Source organism: Stenotrophomonas sp. YJH_SMC_8 (genome assembly GCF_059371315.1).
Map to the genome: position 1 here is coordinate 58737 of NZ_JCAFUL010000012.1, position 18122 is coordinate 76858.

16 protein-coding genes, 1 pseudogene and 1 riboswitch are annotated in these 18122 nt (G+C 66.8%); of the genes and pseudogenes, 4 read left to right on the forward strand and 13 right to left on the reverse strand.

The features are described 5' to 3' along the window. Positions 1-91 precede the first annotated feature (91 nt). From AC5P88_RS15465 to AC5P88_RS15475, 3 genes are all read right to left on the reverse strand, one after another. Positions 92-484, reverse strand: coding sequence for a hypothetical protein (locus AC5P88_RS15465; RefSeq protein WP_005410623.1), 393 nt, complete (start codon positions 482-484; stop codon positions 92-94). A 69-nt stretch (positions 485-553) separates the two neighbouring features. Continuing rightward, on the reverse strand, positions 554-1450 hold the full coding sequence (locus tag AC5P88_RS15470) for a siderophore-interacting protein (RefSeq protein ID WP_106550325.1): 897 nt from the start codon (positions 1448-1450) through the stop codon (positions 554-556). Between the two features lie 140 nt (positions 1451-1590). Continuing rightward, entirely contained in the window at positions 1591-2817 is a 1227-nt protein-coding gene (locus AC5P88_RS15475; protein WP_495225446.1) for a multidrug effflux MFS transporter, read from the reverse strand. A gap of 299 nt (positions 2818-3116) precedes the next feature. After that, positions 3117-3219, forward strand: a riboswitch (glycine riboswitch). Between the two features lie 62 nt (positions 3220-3281). Here AC5P88_RS15475 and gcvP point away from each other — a divergent pair. After that, entirely contained in the window at positions 3282-6149 is a 2868-nt protein-coding gene (gcvP, locus tag AC5P88_RS15480) for an aminomethyl-transferring glycine dehydrogenase (RefSeq protein ID WP_062607902.1), read from the forward strand. A 75-nt stretch (positions 6150-6224) separates the two neighbouring features. On the opposite strand, the gene AC5P88_RS15485 is transcribed toward gcvP, so the two are convergent. From AC5P88_RS15485 to AC5P88_RS15495, 3 genes are all read right to left on the reverse strand, one after another. Continuing rightward, on the reverse strand, positions 6225-6635 hold the full coding sequence (locus AC5P88_RS15485; RefSeq protein WP_106550323.1) for a VOC family protein: 411 nt from the start codon (positions 6633-6635) through the stop codon (positions 6225-6227). Between the two features lie 182 nt (positions 6636-6817). Beyond that, entirely contained in the window at positions 6818-8185 is a 1368-nt protein-coding gene (locus AC5P88_RS15490) for an amino acid permease (protein WP_049429964.1), read from the reverse strand. Positions 8186-8267: 82 nt separating this feature from the next. After that, positions 8268-8990 (reverse strand): helix-turn-helix transcriptional regulator, encoded by a 723-nt coding sequence (locus AC5P88_RS15495; protein WP_049429965.1) that lies wholly within the window; start codon positions 8988-8990, stop codon positions 8268-8270. A 107-nt stretch (positions 8991-9097) separates the two neighbouring features. On the opposite strand from AC5P88_RS15495, the pseudogene AC5P88_RS15500 reads away from it, so the two are divergent. Beyond that, a pseudogene (locus AC5P88_RS15500) lies at positions 9098-9512 on the forward strand (hypothetical protein). Between the two features lie 9 nt (positions 9513-9521). On the opposite strand, the gene AC5P88_RS15505 reads toward AC5P88_RS15500, so the two are convergent. After that, a complete protein-coding gene (locus AC5P88_RS15505; RefSeq protein ID WP_111203336.1) occupies positions 9522-10262 on the reverse strand; it encodes an alpha/beta fold hydrolase in 741 nt (246 codons plus the stop codon). A gap of 140 nt (positions 10263-10402) precedes the next feature. On the opposite strand from AC5P88_RS15505, the gene AC5P88_RS15510 reads away from it, so the two are divergent. Continuing rightward, on the forward strand, positions 10403-10951 hold the full coding sequence (locus AC5P88_RS15510) for a hypothetical protein (protein ID WP_495225447.1): 549 nt from the start codon (positions 10403-10405) through the stop codon (positions 10949-10951). Positions 10952-10965: 14 nt separating this feature from the next. Continuing rightward, the gene (locus tag AC5P88_RS15515) at positions 10966-11256 is read left to right on the forward strand and encodes a hypothetical protein (protein ID WP_088026789.1); all 291 of its coding nucleotides are present in this window, start codon (positions 10966-10968) and stop codon (positions 11254-11256) included. 89 nt (positions 11257-11345) lie between these two features. Here AC5P88_RS15515 and AC5P88_RS15520 read toward each other — a convergent pair whose 3' ends face one another. The 6 genes from AC5P88_RS15520 to hflK form a co-directional block, all read right to left on the reverse strand. Continuing rightward, positions 11346-13472: a methyl-accepting chemotaxis protein gene (locus tag AC5P88_RS15520; protein WP_164147311.1), complete on the reverse strand. Its 2127-nt coding sequence runs from the start codon at positions 13470-13472 to the stop codon at positions 11346-11348. An 87-nt stretch (positions 13473-13559) separates the two neighbouring features. Continuing rightward, positions 13560-14111 (reverse strand): potassium channel family protein, encoded by a 552-nt coding sequence (locus AC5P88_RS15525; RefSeq protein WP_146146983.1) that lies wholly within the window; start codon positions 14109-14111, stop codon positions 13560-13562. A 168-nt stretch (positions 14112-14279) separates the two neighbouring features. Then, the gene (locus AC5P88_RS15530; RefSeq protein WP_495225448.1) at positions 14280-15572 is read right to left on the reverse strand and encodes an adenylosuccinate synthase; all 1293 of its coding nucleotides are present in this window, start codon (positions 15570-15572) and stop codon (positions 14280-14282) included. Between the two features lie 272 nt (positions 15573-15844). After that, positions 15845-16030: a DUF2065 domain-containing protein gene (locus tag AC5P88_RS15535; RefSeq protein ID WP_005414170.1), complete on the reverse strand. Its 186-nt coding sequence runs from the start codon at positions 16028-16030 to the stop codon at positions 15845-15847. 67 nt (positions 16031-16097) lie between these two features. After that, entirely contained in the window at positions 16098-16961 is an 864-nt protein-coding gene (hflC, locus tag AC5P88_RS15540; protein ID WP_010482785.1) for a protease modulator HflC, read from the reverse strand. Continuing rightward, complete coding sequence (gene hflK / locus AC5P88_RS15545; RefSeq protein ID WP_286074015.1) at positions 16958-18091, reverse strand: FtsH protease activity modulator HflK; 1134 nt, start codon at positions 18089-18091, stop codon at positions 16958-16960. The genes hflC and hflK overlap by 4 nt, the downstream gene beginning before the upstream one ends. Positions 18092-18122 lie beyond the last annotated feature (31 nt).

Consider the following 18122-nt stretch of genomic DNA (forward strand, 5'->3'; position numbering starts at 1 on the left):
CTGATGTTTCCGGTAGCGCCGGGCCGCGCCCGGCGGCTCTTCATCGCACCGCTGCGCTCGCCGGGCATGGCCCGGCGCTACCCACGGCGGATCAGCTGTTCTTCTTCGCCGCCATCGCTGCGGCCAGCTCGGCCTTGAATTCCTCGAAGGTCTGGCCCTTCTCCCTGGCTTCGGCCTGTGCGGCATCGCGCAGCGCGTCGGAGTACATCAGACGCACCGGCGTGCCATTGCGCTCGTGCAGCTCACCGGCCTGCATGATCAACGCCAGCACCTGTGCGGCGCTCTCGCTGTGGCCGGCAATGCGGCCATCCATGCCCAGTACCCATTCGCCGTCGCGGCGCACGACACCGGCCAGCAGGGTGCGCTGTGCATCGCGCAGTTCCGCATGCGGCTCCACCGGCGAGGCCTGGGCAGCGGCCTTGTTGGCGGCCTGCTTTTCCTGGCGACGGCGCTGGTCGCGGCGGGTCTTGGAGCTGGTGGACATGGTGCGGTACCGCTGCGAAAGGGGGGCGCAAGGATAGCGCACCCCGCCCGCCACGCCGCTTCACGCCCCTCAGTCCAGCACTTTGCCGTGCCGCCAGTAGCCCATGAAGGTGATCGCGCGGCGGTCCAGCCCGCAATCGCGGACCAGATGGCGACGGATCGCCATCACCGCCCCCGCCTCGCCTGCCACCCAGGCATACAGCGGCCCGGCCACGCTGGCATCGGCCTGCTCCCAGAGGATCTGCGCGTCGACATCGATCTCCTCCAGTTCGTCACCGGCAGACACCGCCGAGGCCGCTGCCAGCCGCGCCTGGACCGCCTGCAGCAGCGGCTGGCCGTGGGCCGCCTGACCACGCGGCAGCCAGACCAGTTCGGCCGTGGTCGGCGCCTTCAGCGGCACCGCATCGCCGGCCTGCGCCACTTCCAGCAGCGCCAGCGTGCGTGGCGGATCGGCCAGCGCGGCCAGTTCCTCGAGGATGCCAGCCACTGCCGGCAGCGCGGTTTCATCCGCCACCAGCAGCACCTGGCCGACACCCGCCGGCGGTTTCCATTCCCAGCCTTCGCTGCTGTCGGCACAGTCGGCATCGGGGGCCAGCAGCACTACGCGGTCGCCCGGCCGCGCGTGGATGGCCCAGCGCGAGGCCGGCCCCGTCTCGCCATGCAGCACGAAATCAACGTCGACCTCGCCCTGCTCGGCACGCAGCTGGCGGATGGTGTAGGTGCGCATGGGCGGGCGCTGATCGTCCGGCAGCGCCCGGTAGCGCGGATACCAGTCCTCGCCGCTGGGCACCTGCGGCACGTCCTGGCCGGGCAAGGGGAAGAACACCTTGATGCGCTGGTCCGGGCCTTCGGTCTTCATCCGCGCCACGTCGGCACCGGTGAACACCATGCGGTCCAGGGAAGGGGAAAGAACGCGGCGCTCCTTCAGCGCCACCTCGAACAGGCGGTAGGTCTGCTGCGCAGCCATGGGGAACCTCACGTAACGACATCGGATCGGCTGGCTGTCGTGCATCCACGCACCGGCTGGCTGGAGTGCCCAGCCTAGTCCGGTCGTTCCTCGCCGCAAGCGTTGCGGGCATCTCGGCCTGCCCTACCCCTGCGCGCTGCTCAATGGCCCGTGCAGGCTGCCTGCGCCGCGCGTTCACGCTGGTGTTCCCAGTACCAGAACACGAAGCCGGCAGCGAAGAACGCGGCCTGGCCCAGCGCCAGGTGCAGCGGGCTGGCACTGAGCAGCGGCGACACCACGCCGGCCACCACGGTGCTGATCATCAGCTGCACGAAGGCCTGCAGCGACGATGCCAGGCCACGCTGGTGCGGGTACATGTCCAGCACCGCCAGGGCCAGGATCGGGAAGATCAGCGACATGCCCATGCCGCCCAGGAAGATCGGCAGCACCGCCCACGGCAGCACGAACTGCGGCGACAGCGCCACGTAGCCGACATTCAGCAGCGCCGACAGCGCGCACAGGCTGAAACCGATGGCGACCTGGCGGGTGGGCGTGGTGTGCCCGGCCATGCGCCCGGACAGGAACGAGCCGGTGGTCATGCCGCCGATGGTGGGAATGAACAGCCAGGCGAAGCCCCCCTCGCCCAGATGCAGGTGCTGCATCACGAACACCGGCGCCGAGGAGATGTACAGGAAGATGCCGCCGAAACCGATGCTGCCGGCCAGCGCCAGGCGCAGGAAGCGCGGGTTGAAGCCGATGCACACGTAGTCACGCAGCAGCACCCGTGGCGACAACGGTACGCGTGCCTCGACCGGATGGGTTTCCGGCAGGAAGCGCGCGGTGGCCGCCAGCAGCACCAGCCCGAACACTACCAGGAACCAGAAGATCAGCGGCCAGCCGGCGCCGCTGAGCAGGATCCAGCCGCCGATGATCGGTGCGATGGCCGGGGCGATGCCGAACAGCATCGACACCTGGCTCATCAGCCGCTGGGCATCGTGGCCGTGGTACAGGTCGCGGATCACCGCGCGGCCGACGATCATGCCGACACCCGCCGACAGGCCCTGCAGCGCGCGGAACGCCAGCAGCGTGGTCAGGTCGGTGGACAGCGCACAGCCGACCGAGGCGCCGACGAACACCACCAGGCCGCCCAGGATCACCCGCTTGCGGCCCCAGGCATCGGACAGCGGGCCGTGCGCCAGGCTCATCAGGCCGTAGAACAGCAGGTACACGCTGATGGTCTGCTGCACCGCCACCTCGTCCACCGCCAGGCGCTGGGCCAGCTGCGGGAACGCCGGGAAGATGGTGTCGATCGAGAACGGGCCGAACATGGCCAGGCCGGCAAGCAGCAGGGCCATGCGGCGGGTGGAGGGAGCAACGGCGGCGGTCATGGAGGAAGCGTCCGGCAGGGCCATGCGGGGCACGCACGGCGGGCGCCGGTCCCGCTGCACGGGGACGGCGCCAGATGAATTCGGGTATCCGCCCATCATAGGCGGGGATTGCGCCCGGCGCCATGCAGCACTGCACAAAACGCACGCCCGGGCCATCGGCCATTCAGGCGCGGCGACCTGGGGCGGAGGCGGCCGCCGCGCCCGCAACGGGCTATAATCGGCGGGCAACACGGTGGGAGAAGCGGAACACCGCTGCCGAAGGCGCAACGCCCGTAATCGCTCAGGCCCGATACCACCCGTAACACAACTCTGGAGAGACCGGTTCGATCCGGCGCCGAAGGGGCAAGAAGCTGCGGTTTTCCGCGCTTTTAAACTCTCAGGCAAAAGGACAGAGGGGCGCCCCGCAGACCGCCGACCGGCGGCTTGTGCCCGTGCGTGTGCCCTTTCCTGACGGATCCTTCGCCATGTCCCAGAACACCCCTTCCCTGCGTGAGCTCGAGCACCACAACGCGTTCGTCGAGCGCCACATCGGCCCCAACGACGCCGAGATCGCGCAGATGCTCGATGTCGTCGGCCACGCGTCGCTGGATGCGATGACCGATGCCATCGTGCCGGCCAAGATCAAGTCGCCGGCGCCGCTGGCGCTGCCGGAGTCGATGACCGAAGTGCAGGCACTGGCGAAGATCCGTGCGATCGCCGACAAGAACACCGTGCTGCGCAGCTTCATCGGCCAGGGCTACTACGGCACCCACACGCCGAACGTGATCCTGCGCAACATCCTGGAAAACCCGGCCTGGTACACCGCCTACACCCCGTACCAGGCGGAAATCTCGCAGGGCCGCATGGAAGCGCTGATCAACTTCCAGACCCTGTGCGCCGACCTGACCGGCATGGAAATCGCCAACGCCTCGCTGCTGGACGAAGCCACCGCCGCTGCTGAAGCGATGACCCTGGCCAAGCGTTCGGCCAAGTCCAAGTCGGACACCTTCTTCGTGCACGACGCCGTGCATCCGCAGACGCTGGAACTGCTGCGTACCCGCGCCGAGCCCATGGGCATCGTGCTGCGCGTCGGCACCCCGGCCGAAGCGCTGGAAGCGGAAGCCTTCGGCCTGCTGCTGCAGTATCCGGATACCTTCGGCCAGGTGGGCGACTACAAGGCGCTGGTCGATGCCGTGCACGCACGCGGCGGCCTGGTGGCCGTGGCCACGGACCTGCTGGCCCTGACCCTGCTGGCCGCCCCGGGCGAATGGGGCGCGGACATCGTGGTCGGCAACAGCCAGCGCTTCGGCGTGCCGTTCGGCTTCGGTGGCCCGCACGCCGCCTTCATGGCCTGCCGTGACGCCTACAAGCGCTCGATGCCGGGCCGCCTGATCGGCGTTTCGGTCGATGCCCAGGGCAACCCGGCCTACCGCCTGACCCTGCAGACCCGCGAGCAGCACATCCGCCGCGAGAAGGCGACTTCCAACATCTGTACCGCGCAGGTGCTGCTGGCGGTGATGGCCTCGATGTACGCCGTCTACCACGGCCCGGACGGCCTGACCCGCATTGCCCGCCGCACCCATCGCCTGGCCTCGATCCTGGCCGCAGCGCTGCGCAATGCCGGCGTGCAGGTTGGTGGCGACTTCTTCGACACCCTGCATGTCACCGGCGTGCACGCCGATGAGATCCATGCCAAGGCCCGCGCCGCCGGCTACAACCTGCGCGCGATCGACAGCGACTCGGTCGGCATCAGCCTGGACGAAACCACCACCCGCGCCGACATTGTTGCCGTGGCTGCCGTGTTCGGTGCCACGCTGGATGTCGATGCGCTGGATGCCAGCACCGCCGATGCGCTGCCGGCCGGCCTGCTGCGCCAGTCCGCGTTCCTGACCCACCCGGTGTTCAACACCCACCACAGCGAGCACGAACTGCTGCGCTACCTGCGCTCGCTGGCCGACAAGGACCTGGCGATGGACCGCACGATGATCCCGCTGGGCTCGTGCACGATGAAGCTCAACGCCACCGCCGAAATGATCCCGGTGACCTGGCCGGAGTTCTCGCAGATCCATCCGCTGGTGCCGGCCGACCAGGCGCTGGGCTACAAGGAACTGATCGATACGCTGGAAGCGATGCTGGTCGAATGCACCGGCTACGACGCGGTCAGCCTGCAGCCGAATTCCGGCGCGCAGGGCGAGTACGCCGGCCTGCTGGCGATCCGCGCCTACCACCGCTCGCGCGGTGAGGGCCACCGCGACATCTGCCTGATCCCGGATTCGGCGCACGGCACCAACCCGGCTTCGGCACAGATGTGTGGCATGAAGGTCGTGGTCACCAAGACCGATGCCAACGGCAACGTCGACGTCGAGGACATCCGCCTCAACGCCGAGAAGTACAGCGACCGCCTGGCCGCGATCATGATGACCTACCCGTCCACGCACGGCGTGTTCGAGGAAGAAGTTGTCGAGATCTGCGAGATCATCCACCAGCACGGTGGCCAGGTGTACACCGACGGCGCCAACATGAACGCCCTGGTGGGCGTGGCCAAGCCGGGCAAGTGGGGTTCGGACGTTTCGCACCTGAACCTGCACAAGACCTTCTGCATCCCGCACGGCGGCGGCGGCCCGGGCGTCGGCCCGTGCGCGGTCAAGGAGCACCTGGCACCGTTCCTGCCGGGCAAGCTGGGTGACAACGGCCCGGTCGGCATGGTCAGCGCCGCCAGCTTCGGCAGCGCCTCGATCCTGCCGATCAGCTGGATGTACATCGCGATGATGGGCCGCGAAGGCCTGCGCAAGGCCACCCAGGTCGCGCAGCTCAACGCCAACTACATCGCCAAGCGCCTGGCCCCGCACTTCAAGACCCTGTACACCGGCCGCAACGGCCTGGTGGCGCATGAGTGCATCCTGGACGTGCGCCCGCTGGAGAAGACCAGCGGCATCGGCGCCGAGGACGTGGCCAAGCGCCTGATCGACTTCGGCTTCCATGCCCCGACCCTGAGCTTCCCGGTGGCTGGCACGCTGATGGTCGAGCCGACCGAGAGCGAATCGCTGCACGAACTGGATCGCTTCATCAGCGCGATGATCCAGATCCGCGAGGAAATCACCGCGATCGAAGACGGCCGCCTGGACCGCGAGGACAACCCGCTGAAGAACGCGCCGCACACTGCGACCGCGGTGACCGCCAGCGAGTGGACCCACGCCTACCCGCGTGAACTGGCTGCATTCCCGCTGGCCAGCCTGAAGCAGAGCAAGTACTGGCCGCCGGTGGCGCGCGTGGACAACGTGTACGGCGACAAGAACGTGATGTGCGCCTGCATCCCGGTCGATGCCTACAAGGACGATGAAGTCGAGGCATGATCGACAAACGGCCCGCGCAAGCGGGCCGTTTTTTTTAAAGAGTGTGGACCAAGGTCCACACCCACCATGATCCGATCACGGGTCCGGCATCTGCCCTAGGCTCAACTGCCACGACACCCCGAAGCGGTCCTGCACCCAGCCGTAGCGGTTGCTGAAATCGTAATCGCCCACCGGCATCAGCCAGTGCCCACCCTCGCCCAGCACCCGCGCGGCGCGCTCGAACTGCTCGGCACCGGAACACTCGACGAACAGCGAGATCGACGGGCTGAAGGTGAAGTCGTGCACGTCCAGGCTGTCAAAGCACAGGTAGTGGGTGCCACCGAGCAGGAAGATGGCCTGGCGGACCTGCCCGGGCACGCCGGCGCCGGCGCCATCGGGATGGCGTTGCAGGGCCAGCAGGCGGAAATCGGCAAAGGCTTCGGCGTACAGAGCCAGCGCGGCCTCGGCCTGGCCGGTGAACATCAGGAAGGGACGGCTGCGCAGCATGCGGTACTCCCGGTCGACGGGCCGATGACGGCCTATCTGCACACAGTGCCACGCGGAATGTGTGCCCGCTGTAGAGCCGAGCCCATGCTCGGCCGGCGACCACGCAAACAGCAGCCGACCACAGGGTCGGCGCTACAGAAAACTCGGCGACCGCAGCCGACCGTGGGGTCGGCTCTACCCGATCAGGCCTCGCGCATGCGCCGGGCGATGGCGCTGCCGGCGGCGATGGTGGCGGTCAGCGCCACCATCGACAGGAACTGCAGGCGGGTGTGCGACTCGCTCAGCAGCAGGCCGAAGATCAGCGCCAGGATCGCCAGCGCGCACACCGTCAGCCACGGGAAGCCAGCCATGCGGAACGGCAGGCGGGTGCCCAGGCGATCCGCGCGGCGGCGCAGCACCAGCTGCGAGACCAGCGACAGGGTCCACACCAGCAGGCAGGTGGAACCGACGATGTTCAGCAGCACCGGCAGCACCCGGTCCGGGAACAGCAGTTCCATCACCGTGGCGGCGAAGCCGAACAGCACGCTGGCCAGCACGGCGATGACCGGCACCTGGCGCGGATCGGTCCAGCCCAACACCGCCGGCGCTTCACGACGCTGCGCCAGCGAATACATCATGCGCGAGGCGCCGTAGAGATTGGCATTGAGCGCCGACAGCAGCGCGATCACCGCAATCAGCGTGATGGCGGTGCCCGCACCCGGGATACGGGCGATATCCAGCACCGCAGCGAACGGCGATTTCAGCGCCTCGCTGGTCCAGGGCACCACGGCGATGATCACGCTCAGCGAGCCGATGTAGAACACCAGGATGCGCCAGGCCACGGTGCGGATGGCACGGGCAATGCTGCGTTCCGGGTCTTCGGTCTCCGCCGCCGCAACGGCTACGATCTCGGTACCACCGAAGGCGAACACCACCACCAGCAGCGCAGCACCGATGCCGGCCAGGCCCTTCGGTGCGAAGCCGCCATGTTCGGTGAAGTTGCTCAGGCCCGGCGAGGTCACCTGCGGCAGCCAGCCCATCAGCAGCGCCACGCCGATGGCGATGAAGGCCAGGATCGCCGCGACCTTGAGGATGGCGAACCAGAATTCGAACTCGCCGAAGTTCTTCACCCCGAGCAGGTTGATCGCAGTGAAGAACAGCATGAAGGCCAGCGCCGCCATCGGTACAGGTACCGCCGGCCAGACAGTGGCCAGCAGACCGGCCGCCCCCACCGCTTCGGCAGCGATCACGATCACCAGCTGCACCCACCACAGCCAGCCCACGGTGGCACCGGCGGTGGCGCCCATGGCATCGGCGGCATAGACCGAGAACGCGCCACTGGTTGGTTTGGCCGCCGCCATTTCACCCAGTGCGTTCATCACGATGATCACCAGCGCGCCAGCGACCAGATACGACACCAGCACCGCCGGACCGGCCGCCTGCACGCCCACGCCCGAGCCGAGGAACAGGCCGGCGCCGATGGCGCTGCCCAGGCCCATCATGATCAGCTGGCGGGGCTTGAGCGAATGTCCGAGGCGGGACGGCGAAGCGGTCGGAATCGAGTTGGGCATCGGCGGGGCTGGCGGCGGGCTACAGGGGCGACACCTTACCCTGTCCCATGCCCGCGGGGATAGGCACAGCGCAGCAGGCCGCTCAGGCCAGTGCGGGCTCGCCGACGTTGCCGCCGATACGGGCACGGTAGGCGCGCGGCGAGAAACCGGTTTCAGCCTTGAACTTGCGGGTGAAGGCGCTCTGGTCGCTGAAACCACAGGCCTGGCCGATGCTGGCGATGCTCTCGTCACCGTGCAGCAGGTGCATGGCCATCTGGATCCGCAGCCGGGTCAGCACCTGCTGCGGGGTCATCTGGAACACCTTGCGGAAGCTGCGCTCCAGCTTGGACAGCGAAAAGCCGGTGATGTCCAGCAGGGTCTGCATGCGCACGTTCTCGGCGTAGTGCGCGTTGAGGTGGGCCAGTGCCAGCCGCAGCTGTTCGTACTGGGTACCCAGGCTGTCCTTCTGGCCAAGGTCGCGGGAAATGCCGATCAGCCCCTCGATGGCCCCATCGACCACCAGCGGGCGCTTGCAGGTCAGGCACCAGCCTGGTTCGCGGTTGGCGAACAGGTGCAGCTCCATCAGGTTCTCGATGACCTCACCGGACAGCACGCGGGCGTCCTGATCGACGTAGTCCGCGCTGAGGCCGGTCGGGTAGATTTCGGCCGCGGTGCGCCCGATCACGTCCTTGCGCGCGCGCAGGCCCAGCCGCCGCAGCATGGTCTGGTTGACGTGGGTGTAACGCCCCTGAAGATCCTTGATGAAGAACAGCACATCCGGGATGGCGTCGAACAGGGCTTCGATGTCGGCGGGCTCGACTCGCATGCGGCAAGCATAGCCGAGGCCCCTTGCCGGTGCGATCACCCTTGCGGGACTTGCGCTTAACGCCGCCAGGGCCACCGTGGAGGCCAGTCCCCACTGGAGAACCGGCCATGCCCCGCGGTGACAAGTCCGCCTATACCGAAAAGCAGAAGCGCCAGGCCGAGCACATCGAAGAGAGCGAGCGCGAGCGTGGCGCCAGCGAAAGCACCGCCGAACGCATCGCCTGGGCCACCGTGAACAAGCAGGACGGTGGTGGCAAGCGCAGTGGTAGTGGGCGCAAGGTGGCGAAGGAGGCATCGGCGAAAAAGGCCACCCGCAAGGCTGCTGCGAAGAAGACAACGGCGAAGAAGGCACCGGCCCGCAAGACAGCCACGAAGAAGGCAACAAAGAAGACGGTGGCCAAGAAGGCCAGCACTCGCCTCGCGTAGTGCTGCTGCGAAGAAGGCGGCGAAGACCCGTGCGGCGAAGAAGACCGTGCGCAAAGTGGCGGCGAAGAAAGCGGCACGTACCCGCGCGCGCGGCTGAGAGCATCGTTCAGGGCGGCAGCATCCTCATCCACGCGGCAACTTCGGCAGCAGCTGCGTCCGCACGTGCCTGCAGCAGCAGATGTGGTCCCTCCAACGACACATGCCGGGCATCGGGCAGCAACGCCTGCAGCTCGGCCACGCTGGGCGACCACAGCAGGCGGTCCTGTAGGGCATGCAGACACAACGTTGGCACTTCGATTCCCGGCAGCAATGCGCGTACGTCGACCCGCAGGGTCGCTGCGGCGCGTTGCCGCAACGTGGTCGCCGGAATCTGAGCCAACGCATCGCACAGCAACGACGTGTGCTCACGGGTGCGCCACCGCCCCAGCAGCAGGCGCGCCAGCAACGCCACGGGAGGTAGGGGCCAGGCCGGCGTCAGCAGGGCTGCGCTGGCTGCCGGCAATGGCACCGGCCGACGCGCAAAGGTCGCGGCAAGCACCAGTCCGCGTAGCCCGGCGGGCTGTCGCGCGACAAGTTCAATCGCCAACGGGCCCGAGAAGGACTCGGCAAGCAGAATGAAGGGATGGCCGGGCAGCTGCGACCACAGCCGTTGGGCTAGCGTGGCGTGATCCTGCCCTCCCTGCGCAGGCAACGTGATCGCCTGCGTCGTCAGCCCATGAGCCTGGAGTGCTGACAGAAACGGGGTCGACAGCCTGCCGGAGCCATCCAGGCCGGGCAGCATCAGCACGTGCTGCGGCGTGGGCGATGCTGAATCACGGCCCGGCTTTTCCTCGCTCCCGATTCCCATGTCACCTCCATTGCTGGCAAGCATCGCCCACATCGGCAGGCAACGAAAACTCTACTCCTGTTGTCCTGCTGCTTTGCCGGTCAAGGTTGAGCAATACTGCCCGCTCTGCCGCCGGATGCGGCTACCAAGGAGAGCGGTTGATGCGATGGACCTACGCGCTGGCCATGATGGCCATGATGGCCATGATGCTGCCACTGAACAGCTCCGCCAGCGATGGTTGGATAAATGGGGACGGCAAAGCGATGCCGGATACCGATGCAATGAAATCCAGCGGTGGCTTTGCGGCGTCGCTGCTGGTCACCTCCGATGCCGACTGGCAGGCCAAGTGGGATACCCCACCAGAGATCACTCCAGGTTTTACCGAGGCCAAAGAAGTCCACCTGGGCGGTGAATTGTTCCTGCTGACATTCCTGTCCAACCCCCAACTGGACGAGAACCGCGTACCCAAGGTGCACTGCGATCTGCGCATGCTGCGCCCGGACGGCAGTACCAGCATCGACGAACGCGAAGTTCCCTGTTTCACCGCTGCCCTGCCCGGCCCGCCAACCCTGTTGTACATGACCAACCTGCACCTGAAGTTCGTGGCCGAGGCCAGTGATCCGAAAGGCACGTGGACTGCGCAGGTGGTGGTCAAGGATCTGCTGCGGAATGTGAGCCTGCCTCTGCAGGCTCGCTTCGACGTCCGTTGAACGGAGGCGTGCGGATGAAGATGCGGCGATTACTGAGCTGGACCGGTCTTGCGCTTTGCGTGGTCTACCTGCTGTTGACCGCATGGCTGGTTCACGGCGCACAGTCGGATGCGGACCCGAAGGGGGCCTATATCCTGATGTCGCTCCCCATCACCCTGCAGTCTGCTGCACTCGATGCCATCGGCGCAGGCAGCCTGCTGTACGGCAAACCCTGGTCGACCGCGTATGCAGTGCTGGTTCCGCCAACACTGCTGTTGCTGTATGCAGCCGGCTGGCTGATCGAACGCTCCGCGCGCGGGCGCTAGCTAGCGGCACCGATCGTTTGCGTGCATGCGATGCCCTGCATGCGGGGCATCGCATGCAGGGCGTCATCCAACATCCAGTTGCAGGTTGCTTACGCCGCCCGCGCGGGCATGATGGTCATGCGCGCGCCCTGCTCCAGCTGGAACACCGACACCGACGTGGTCAGTGCATGCGCCTGTTCTTCCAGCGCGCGGCTGGCCGCGGTCGCTTCTTCCACCAGTGCGGCGTTCTGCTGGGTCACCTGGTCCATCTGCACCACCACCTGGTTGACCTGCTCGATACCGGCCGCCTGTTCCTTGCTGGCCGCGGCGATGTCGCTCATCAGCTGGGTGGTACGCGAGCTGGCCTGGGCCACGCGTGCGATCGCGGCTTCGGATTCAACAGTCACCGCCAGGCCACTCTTCACCTTGGCAGCGGCGTCTTCGATCAGCTCCTTGATCTCCTTGGCGGCGACACCGGCACGCTGCGCGAGCGTGCGCACTTCGCTGGCGACCACGGCAAAGCCACGGCCCTGCTCGCCTGCACGCGCGGCTTCCACTGCAGCATTCAGCGCCAGGATGTTGGTCTGGAACGCGATGCCGTCGATCACCGTGGAGATTTCCGAGATGCGTGCCGAGGACTGATCGATCTCGCCCATCACCGACGCCATCTGCGCCATCGCCTGCTCGGTCTCGCGTACGGCGGCACCGGCCGCATGCGCTTCACTGTCGGCCTGGCGCGCCAGCTCGGCGTTCTGGCGCACGGTGGAGGTCAGTTCCTCCATCGATGCTGCGGCCTCTTCCAGGTTGGCGGCCTGCTGCTCGGTACGGCGCGACAGGTCGTTGTTGCCGGCGGCCAGTTCCTGTGCCGCGTTGTTGATGCTGTCGGCAGCCACCTGGATACCCCGCACGATGCCGGTCAGCTGCGCGGTGGTGGTGTTGGCGTCGTCGCGCATGCGCGCGAACACGCCGTCGTACTCGCCATCCATGCGTGCGGTCAGGTCGCCGTGCGAGATCGCGCGCAGCACGTCGGAAACATCGGCGATGCTGGCCTGCGAACTGGCCATCATGCCGTTGAGGTGCTCCACCATCGCCTTGAACTGGTACTGGAACGCAGCGGCATCGCCACGCATGCTGAAATCACCGGCGCGTGCGGCGCGGGCCAGTTCATCGATCTGCGCGTTGATCGCCATCAGGCTCTGCTTCACCGCCGCCAGGGTGCGGGTCAGCGTGCCCTTCTCGCCCGGGTAGTCCGGCAGGTCGCGGGTGAGGTCACCGATGGCGTAGCGCTGCATCACCTCGGCCATCAGCAGTTCCACCTGCACGTGCGATTCGACCAGGCTGTTGGTGGCCTGCACCATGCGGCCGAAGTCACCGGGGAATGCGCTGGCATCCATGCGATAGCGGATCGCGCCGGCCTCGTGCTGCTCTGCCATCTTCAGCTGCGCGCCGATCGCCGCCTGCACGCTCTGCCGCACGCTGGCCATCGCCTCGCCGAGCTGGGTCAGTTCATCGCGGCCGCCGAGGCGGAACTCCTGGTCCAGTTGGCCCTTGGACAGGCGCTCGGCCAGGTTCACCGCGCGGGCCAGCGGGCCGGTCAGGCTGCGGCCGATCATCACCGAGGCACCGATGCCGACCAGCAATGCCACACCGCCCAGCACCAGCAGCTGCAGCAGGCTGCGCTCGCCGAGGCGGATCGCTTCGGCTGCGGCGGTGCGGCTTTCCTTCTCTTCGAAGTCCACGCCGTCGGACAGCGCCTTGTTCCAGCCATTGGCCGCTTCCTGCACCGGGCCCAGGGTCAGCGCCACGGCGCCCGGGTAGTCGCCCTGCTCCATCAATTCGCTGGTCTGCTTGTTGAGCGGGCGCGCGACGGCACGCTTGGCCGCGATGGTTTCCGCGATGGCCTTGCCCTGGGCGTCGCTGGGCAGCGCCTGGTAGGCGGTCCAGCTGGCCTCATAGCGCTTGACCAGGTCGGCAATGCGCTTCTCGTCGCTGCCGCGGTCTTCGCCCTGGCGGATCAGCATTTCGCGGCGCACCACCATCATCTGGTTGTTGGCATCGAGCATCTGCGACAACAGGCGCACCTTGGCCACGCTGACGTCGACCACCTGCTGCATCGCGCGCTTCTGCACGACACTGGCGGTGGCGCCGGTGGCCACCACGGCGGCGACCAGCAGCAGCAACAGGCCAAAGCCCAGCCCAAGACGCCAGGCAACCCTGACATTCCTCAAGTAGTTCATGGGTACATCCAAAACGGGGGGATGCGCCCCTATCGGCAGCTTTGCGCCATGGCTTGATGGCAGCAATGCCATCCATCCGGGTACGGTTCAGACAGGTGATTGCCGATGTGAACCAACATCCGCGTTGGCGTTGCGTAGAAACACGAGGATGAAGAACACCGAGTGCATGGTCCCAAGAATTGATTCGACGATCACCGCCCACTTCCCAAGATCCGACTTCGGCACCATGTCACCGAATCCCAACGTCGTGAATGTCGCCGCGGAGAAGTACAGCGAGTCGATGAGACTCCCAATCGTCCAGCCTGACTGTGCGGCCGGACCAGCCCACGGGAACCTAGCGTAGTAGAAGGCAAACACACCGATGAGCATCGACGATGTCATCACATAGAGCAGGGGAGCAAAGATCCCATCCTTTTGCCGATAGCGCAGGCGGCTATTGGTGACATAGGCCATCAGCGCATAGCCCGCCAGCAGAAGCCCCAGCCCGATCAGCGCGGCGAGTTCCTGGGAACCGAATTGCATTACTTTCGCAGGTAGCATCGCCAGCATCATCAATGCGCCTGATCCAAGGATCCCTAGCCCTGCCTTGCGATCGATGCGCTTCCAATGATCGCAAACCCGTCTCATGATCCTGTTCAATCACCCCCTCCACTCTTGATGTTCATACATCCAAGATCGGCCGGGCCAGGTAACTCTTGAGATTTCAGTAGTCGCCGCCATTGAAATCGCATAACGAAAAAGCCCCGCTTCCGCGGGGCTTTTCCTTGCAGCGACGCCGGGCGCGGCCCGGCGCTACCGGTCACGCACTCAGGCGAACGGATCCTGCAGGACCATGGTGTGGTCGCGGTCCGGGCCGGTGGAGACGATGCTGATCGGGCAACCGGCCAGCTCTTCCAGCGAACGCAGGTAGGCACGGGCGGCCGGCGGCAGCTCGTCCCAGTTGGTGATGCCGTGGGTGTTCTCGCTCCAGCCCGGGAACTCCAGGTACACCGGGGTGCAGTCTTCCCAGCCCTGCGCGTCCAGCGGCGCGTACTCGGTACGCTTGCCGTTGTATTCGTAGGCGATGCAGACCTTCAGCTTTTCCATGCCATCGAGCACGTCCAGCTTGGTGATGCACAGGCCGCTGATGCCGTTGATGGCCACGGCGCGCTTCAGCGCGACGATGTCCATCCAGCCGCAGCGACGCGGGCGACCGGTCGACGCACCGTACTCGGCGCCGCGGTCACGGATGCCCTGGCCGACTTCGTCGTCCAGTTCGGTCGGGAACGGGCCGCCGCCGACGCGGGTGGCGTAGGCCTTGGCGATGCCCAGCACGTAGTCGATCGAATCGGCGCCGACACCGGAACCGGCCAGCGCGCCACCGACGGTGGTGTTGGAGCTGGTGACGTACGGGTAGGTGCCGTGGTCGATGTCCAGCAGCGCACCCTGCGCGCCTTCGAACAGCACGCGCTTACCCTGCTTGCGCAGGTCGTGCAGGATGCCGGCCACGTCGGACTTCATCGGCTGCACGTACTCGCCGAAGGCCAGCGCTTCGTCGAAGGTCTTCTGGAAATCGACCGGATCGGTGTTCAGGTACTTGGTCAGCACGAAGTTGTGGTAATCCAGCGCAGTGCGCAGGAGTTCTTCCAGCTGCTTCGGGTAGTGCAGGTCGGCGATGCGGATGCCGCGACGCGCCACCTTGTCTTCGTAGGCCGGGCCGATGCCACGGCCGGTGGTGCCGATCGCCTTGCCGCCGGCAGCGCGTTCGCGCGCCTGGTCCAGGGCGATGTGGTACGGCATGATCAGCGGCGCGGCCGGCGAGATCTTCAGGCGCGAACGCACTTCCACGCCGGAGGCTTCCAGCTCGGCGATTTCCTTCTGCAGCGCGGCGGGCGAGATCACCACGCCGTTGCCGATCAGGCACAGCGCATCGTCACGCAGGATGCCCGACGGGATCAGGTGCAGGACGGTCTTCTTGCCGTTGATGACCAGGGTGTGGCCGGCGTTGTGGCCGCCCTGGAAGCGCACGACGGCGCCGATTTCCTCAGTGAGCAGATCGACGATCTTGCCCTTGCCTTCATCGCCCCACTGGGCACCAAGCACTACGACAGACTGACCCATGACGGGCTCCTCATATGTTGCGGCCATCGGGGCCGCGGACGGGTAAACCGTGGCGGGGCTGGCCAGCACCTGGATGGCGGCTCCAAACGGGGAGCGCCGGCGATGGAAGGCCCAGACACGGAAAAAGCCGAACGGGGAGGCCCGTCCGGCTTTTGTGCATTATCCGGGTTTCCGGGGTCGGGTGCCACCTTTCCGACGGACGGCTTCACCCACCGGTCAGGGGACCGAAACGGGGTCAGATCCCTTTCCTGCGGAAAGGGATCTGACCCCTGCTAATGCCGCACCCACCACAGCAGGCTCAGGCCGGCCAGCAGCACCAGCCCACCGAAGCTGCGCAGGGCCGGGCTGGGCAGGTCCAGCAGGCGCTCGGCCATGCGCTTCCAGGCGAACGGTGCGACGAACAGGAACAGGCCTTCCAGCACCGCCACCAGGCAGACGGCGGCGAACAGATCTTTCATGGGGGACTCCGGAAAAAACACGGGGCCCGGCATTCAGCCGGGCCCCGTGGGGTAATGCCCTGCGACCTCAGCGGTCGTTCTTCAGGTACTGCAGGAACGGGTCGTTCTTGTCCAGCACGATCACGCCGTTGCCGTCGGTCATGGAGCCACGGTAGGCCTCCAGGCTGCGGTAGAACGCGTAGAACGACGGGTCGGCCGAGCCGGCCTTGCCGTAGATGCGGGCGGCATCGGCATCGCCTTCACCGCGCAGGCGCTGGGCATCACGCTCGGCTTCGGCGATCAGCACGGTGCTGTCACGGTCGGCCTGGGCGCGGATGGTCAGCGACTGCTCCTCGCCCTCCGCACGCAGCTTGGCGGCTTCCTGCTTGCGCTGGGCGCGCATGCGCTCGTACACGTCGTTGATCACCTGGCTGTCGGTCGGCAGGTCCACCTGCTTGATGCGCAGGTCGATCATCTGCATGCCCAGGCCGGCAACGGCTTCATTGATCCCCTTCAGCTGCTCGGCGATCAGCTCGCTGCGGTCGCCGGACACCAGCTGCTGCAGGGTGCGCGAGTTGATCTGGTTGCGCAGCGAGTCGGTGATGATCGGTGCCAGGCGGGCATTGGCGATACGCGGATCGCCGCCGGTGGCACGGAAGTAGTCACCCACGTTGGAGATGTAACCGATGGCGAAGAAGTCGACGCTGACGTCCTTCTGCTCGGCGGTGAAGTAACGTGCCGGCGCGGTGTCGAGCACCTGGAAGCGGCGGTCGAAGACCTTCACCGTTTCCACCACCGGCACCTTGAAGTGCAGGCCCGGCTTGATGTCCGAACGCACCACCTTGCCCAGGTTCAGCACCATGGCAGTCTGGTCCTCACGGACCACGTACACCGAGCCGAGCAGGCCCAGCACCACCGCCACGATCACGGCGATCCAGATAGGACTCTTCATCGGCTGCCCTCCTCACGGCCGCTCGGTCGCCCGGTCGGGCGGCCCACCGGCCGGCCCGGATCACGGGACTGTTCCACCGCCGTACCCGGCAGCGACGGCATCACCACCTCCGGGTTGGTCACCCCGGGCGGGGCCGAGGTGGTGGGACGGGTATCGCCGGTCATCGGCACGTAGATCAGCTGGCGGCCATCGCCGCCGATCACCTTGCGGTTCTCGCTCAGCACCTGCTGCACGGTCTCCAGCCACAGGCGCTTGCGGGTCACTTCCGGGGCGTCCTTGTACTGGGCCTGCAACAGGCTGAAGCGCTGCGCGTCACCCTCGGCCTTGGACACCACGGCCTGCTTGTAGCCTTCGGCGGTGGTACGGGCGCGCGAGGCCTGGCCTCGGGCTTCCGGCACGACCTTGGCGGCGTAGGCCTGGGCTTCGTTGATCAGGCGTTCCTTGACCTGCTGGGCACCGTTGACCTCGTCGAAGGCCGGCTTCACTTCTTCCGGCGGACGGGCGTCCTGCAGGGTCAGGCCGGTCACGGTCAGGCCGGTCTTGAAGGCCTTCAGCAGTGCCTGCAGGCGCTCCTCGGCGGCCACGGCCAGTGGGCCACGGTTGTTCAGCACCGAATTGAGGTCGGCACGGCCGACTTCCTCGCGCACCGCACTCTGCGCGGACTGCTCCAGCACCTGGTCGGCGTTGAAGGTACCGAACAGGTAGGTCTGCGGGTCGTCGATGCGGTACTGGACGTTCAGCGAGACGTTGACGATGTTCTCGTCACGGGTCAGCACCGGCACCTGGATCGAGAAGGTCTTGATCTCGGTGGCGTTGACCTTGGTGACAGACTCAATCGGCCACGGCAGCTTGAAGTTCGGGCCGGGCTGCAGGATGCGCGAGAACTGGCCGAAGCGCAGCACCACGCCACGCTGCTGTTCGCCGATCAGCTGGAAGCTGGAGAACAGCACCAGCAGCACCACGGCCGCCACCACCCAACGCACGATGCCGCCGTCGAACAGGTCCTTCAGTGGCCCGGGCAATCCGCCCCAGCCACCACCATTGCCACCGCCGCGTGACCCGAACGGCCCGCGTCGATTGTCCTCGGGGCCTTGTCCGCCCTTGTTGCCGCCGGGTGTATTCCAGGCCATGCACGCTCCATCAAGATTTGGGCTGCGGCGC

Excerpts from the sequence above, each read along its gene's own strand:
- hflC (WP_010482785.1), bottom strand. The coding sequence starts at position 16,961 with ATGAAGAGTCCTATCTGGATCGCCGTGATCGTGGCGGTGGTGCTGGGC.
- AC5P88_RS15510 (WP_495225447.1), top strand. The coding sequence starts at position 10,403 with ATGCGATGGACCTACGCGCTGGCCATGATGGCCATGATGGCCATGATG.
- AC5P88_RS15535 (WP_005414170.1), bottom strand. The coding sequence starts at position 16,030 with ATGAAAGATCTGTTCGCCGCCGTCTGCCTGGTGGCGGTGCTGGAAGGC.
- AC5P88_RS15495 (WP_049429965.1), bottom strand. The coding sequence starts at position 8,990 with ATGCGAGTCGAGCCCGCCGACATCGAAGCCCTGTTCGACGCCATCCCG.
- hflK (WP_286074015.1), bottom strand. The coding sequence starts at position 18,091 with ATGGCCTGGAATACACCCGGCGGCAACAAGGGCGGACAAGGCCCCGAG.
- AC5P88_RS15490 (WP_049429964.1), bottom strand. The coding sequence starts at position 8,185 with ATGCCCAACTCGATTCCGACCGCTTCGCCGTCCCGCCTCGGACATTCG.
- AC5P88_RS15485 (WP_106550323.1), bottom strand. The coding sequence starts at position 6,635 with ATGCTGCGCAGCCGTCCCTTCCTGATGTTCACCGGCCAGGCCGAGGCC.
- AC5P88_RS15505 (WP_111203336.1), bottom strand. The coding sequence starts at position 10,262 with ATGGGAATCGGGAGCGAGGAAAAGCCGGGCCGTGATTCAGCATCGCCC.
- AC5P88_RS15515 (WP_088026789.1), top strand. The coding sequence starts at position 10,966 with ATGAAGATGCGGCGATTACTGAGCTGGACCGGTCTTGCGCTTTGCGTG.
- AC5P88_RS15520 (WP_164147311.1), bottom strand. The coding sequence starts at position 13,472 with ATGAACTACTTGAGGAATGTCAGGGTTGCCTGGCGTCTTGGGCTGGGC.
- AC5P88_RS15530 (WP_495225448.1), bottom strand. The coding sequence starts at position 15,572 with ATGGGTCAGTCTGTCGTAGTGCTTGGTGCCCAGTGGGGCGATGAAGGC.
- gcvP (WP_062607902.1), top strand. The coding sequence starts at position 3,282 with ATGTCCCAGAACACCCCTTCCCTGCGTGAGCTCGAGCACCACAACGCG.
- AC5P88_RS15475 (WP_495225446.1), bottom strand. The coding sequence starts at position 2,817 with ATGACCGCCGCCGTTGCTCCCTCCACCCGCCGCATGGCCCTGCTGCTT.
- AC5P88_RS15470 (WP_106550325.1), bottom strand. The coding sequence starts at position 1,450 with ATGGCTGCGCAGCAGACCTACCGCCTGTTCGAGGTGGCGCTGAAGGAG.
- AC5P88_RS15465 (WP_005410623.1), bottom strand. The coding sequence starts at position 484 with ATGTCCACCAGCTCCAAGACCCGCCGCGACCAGCGCCGTCGCCAGGAA.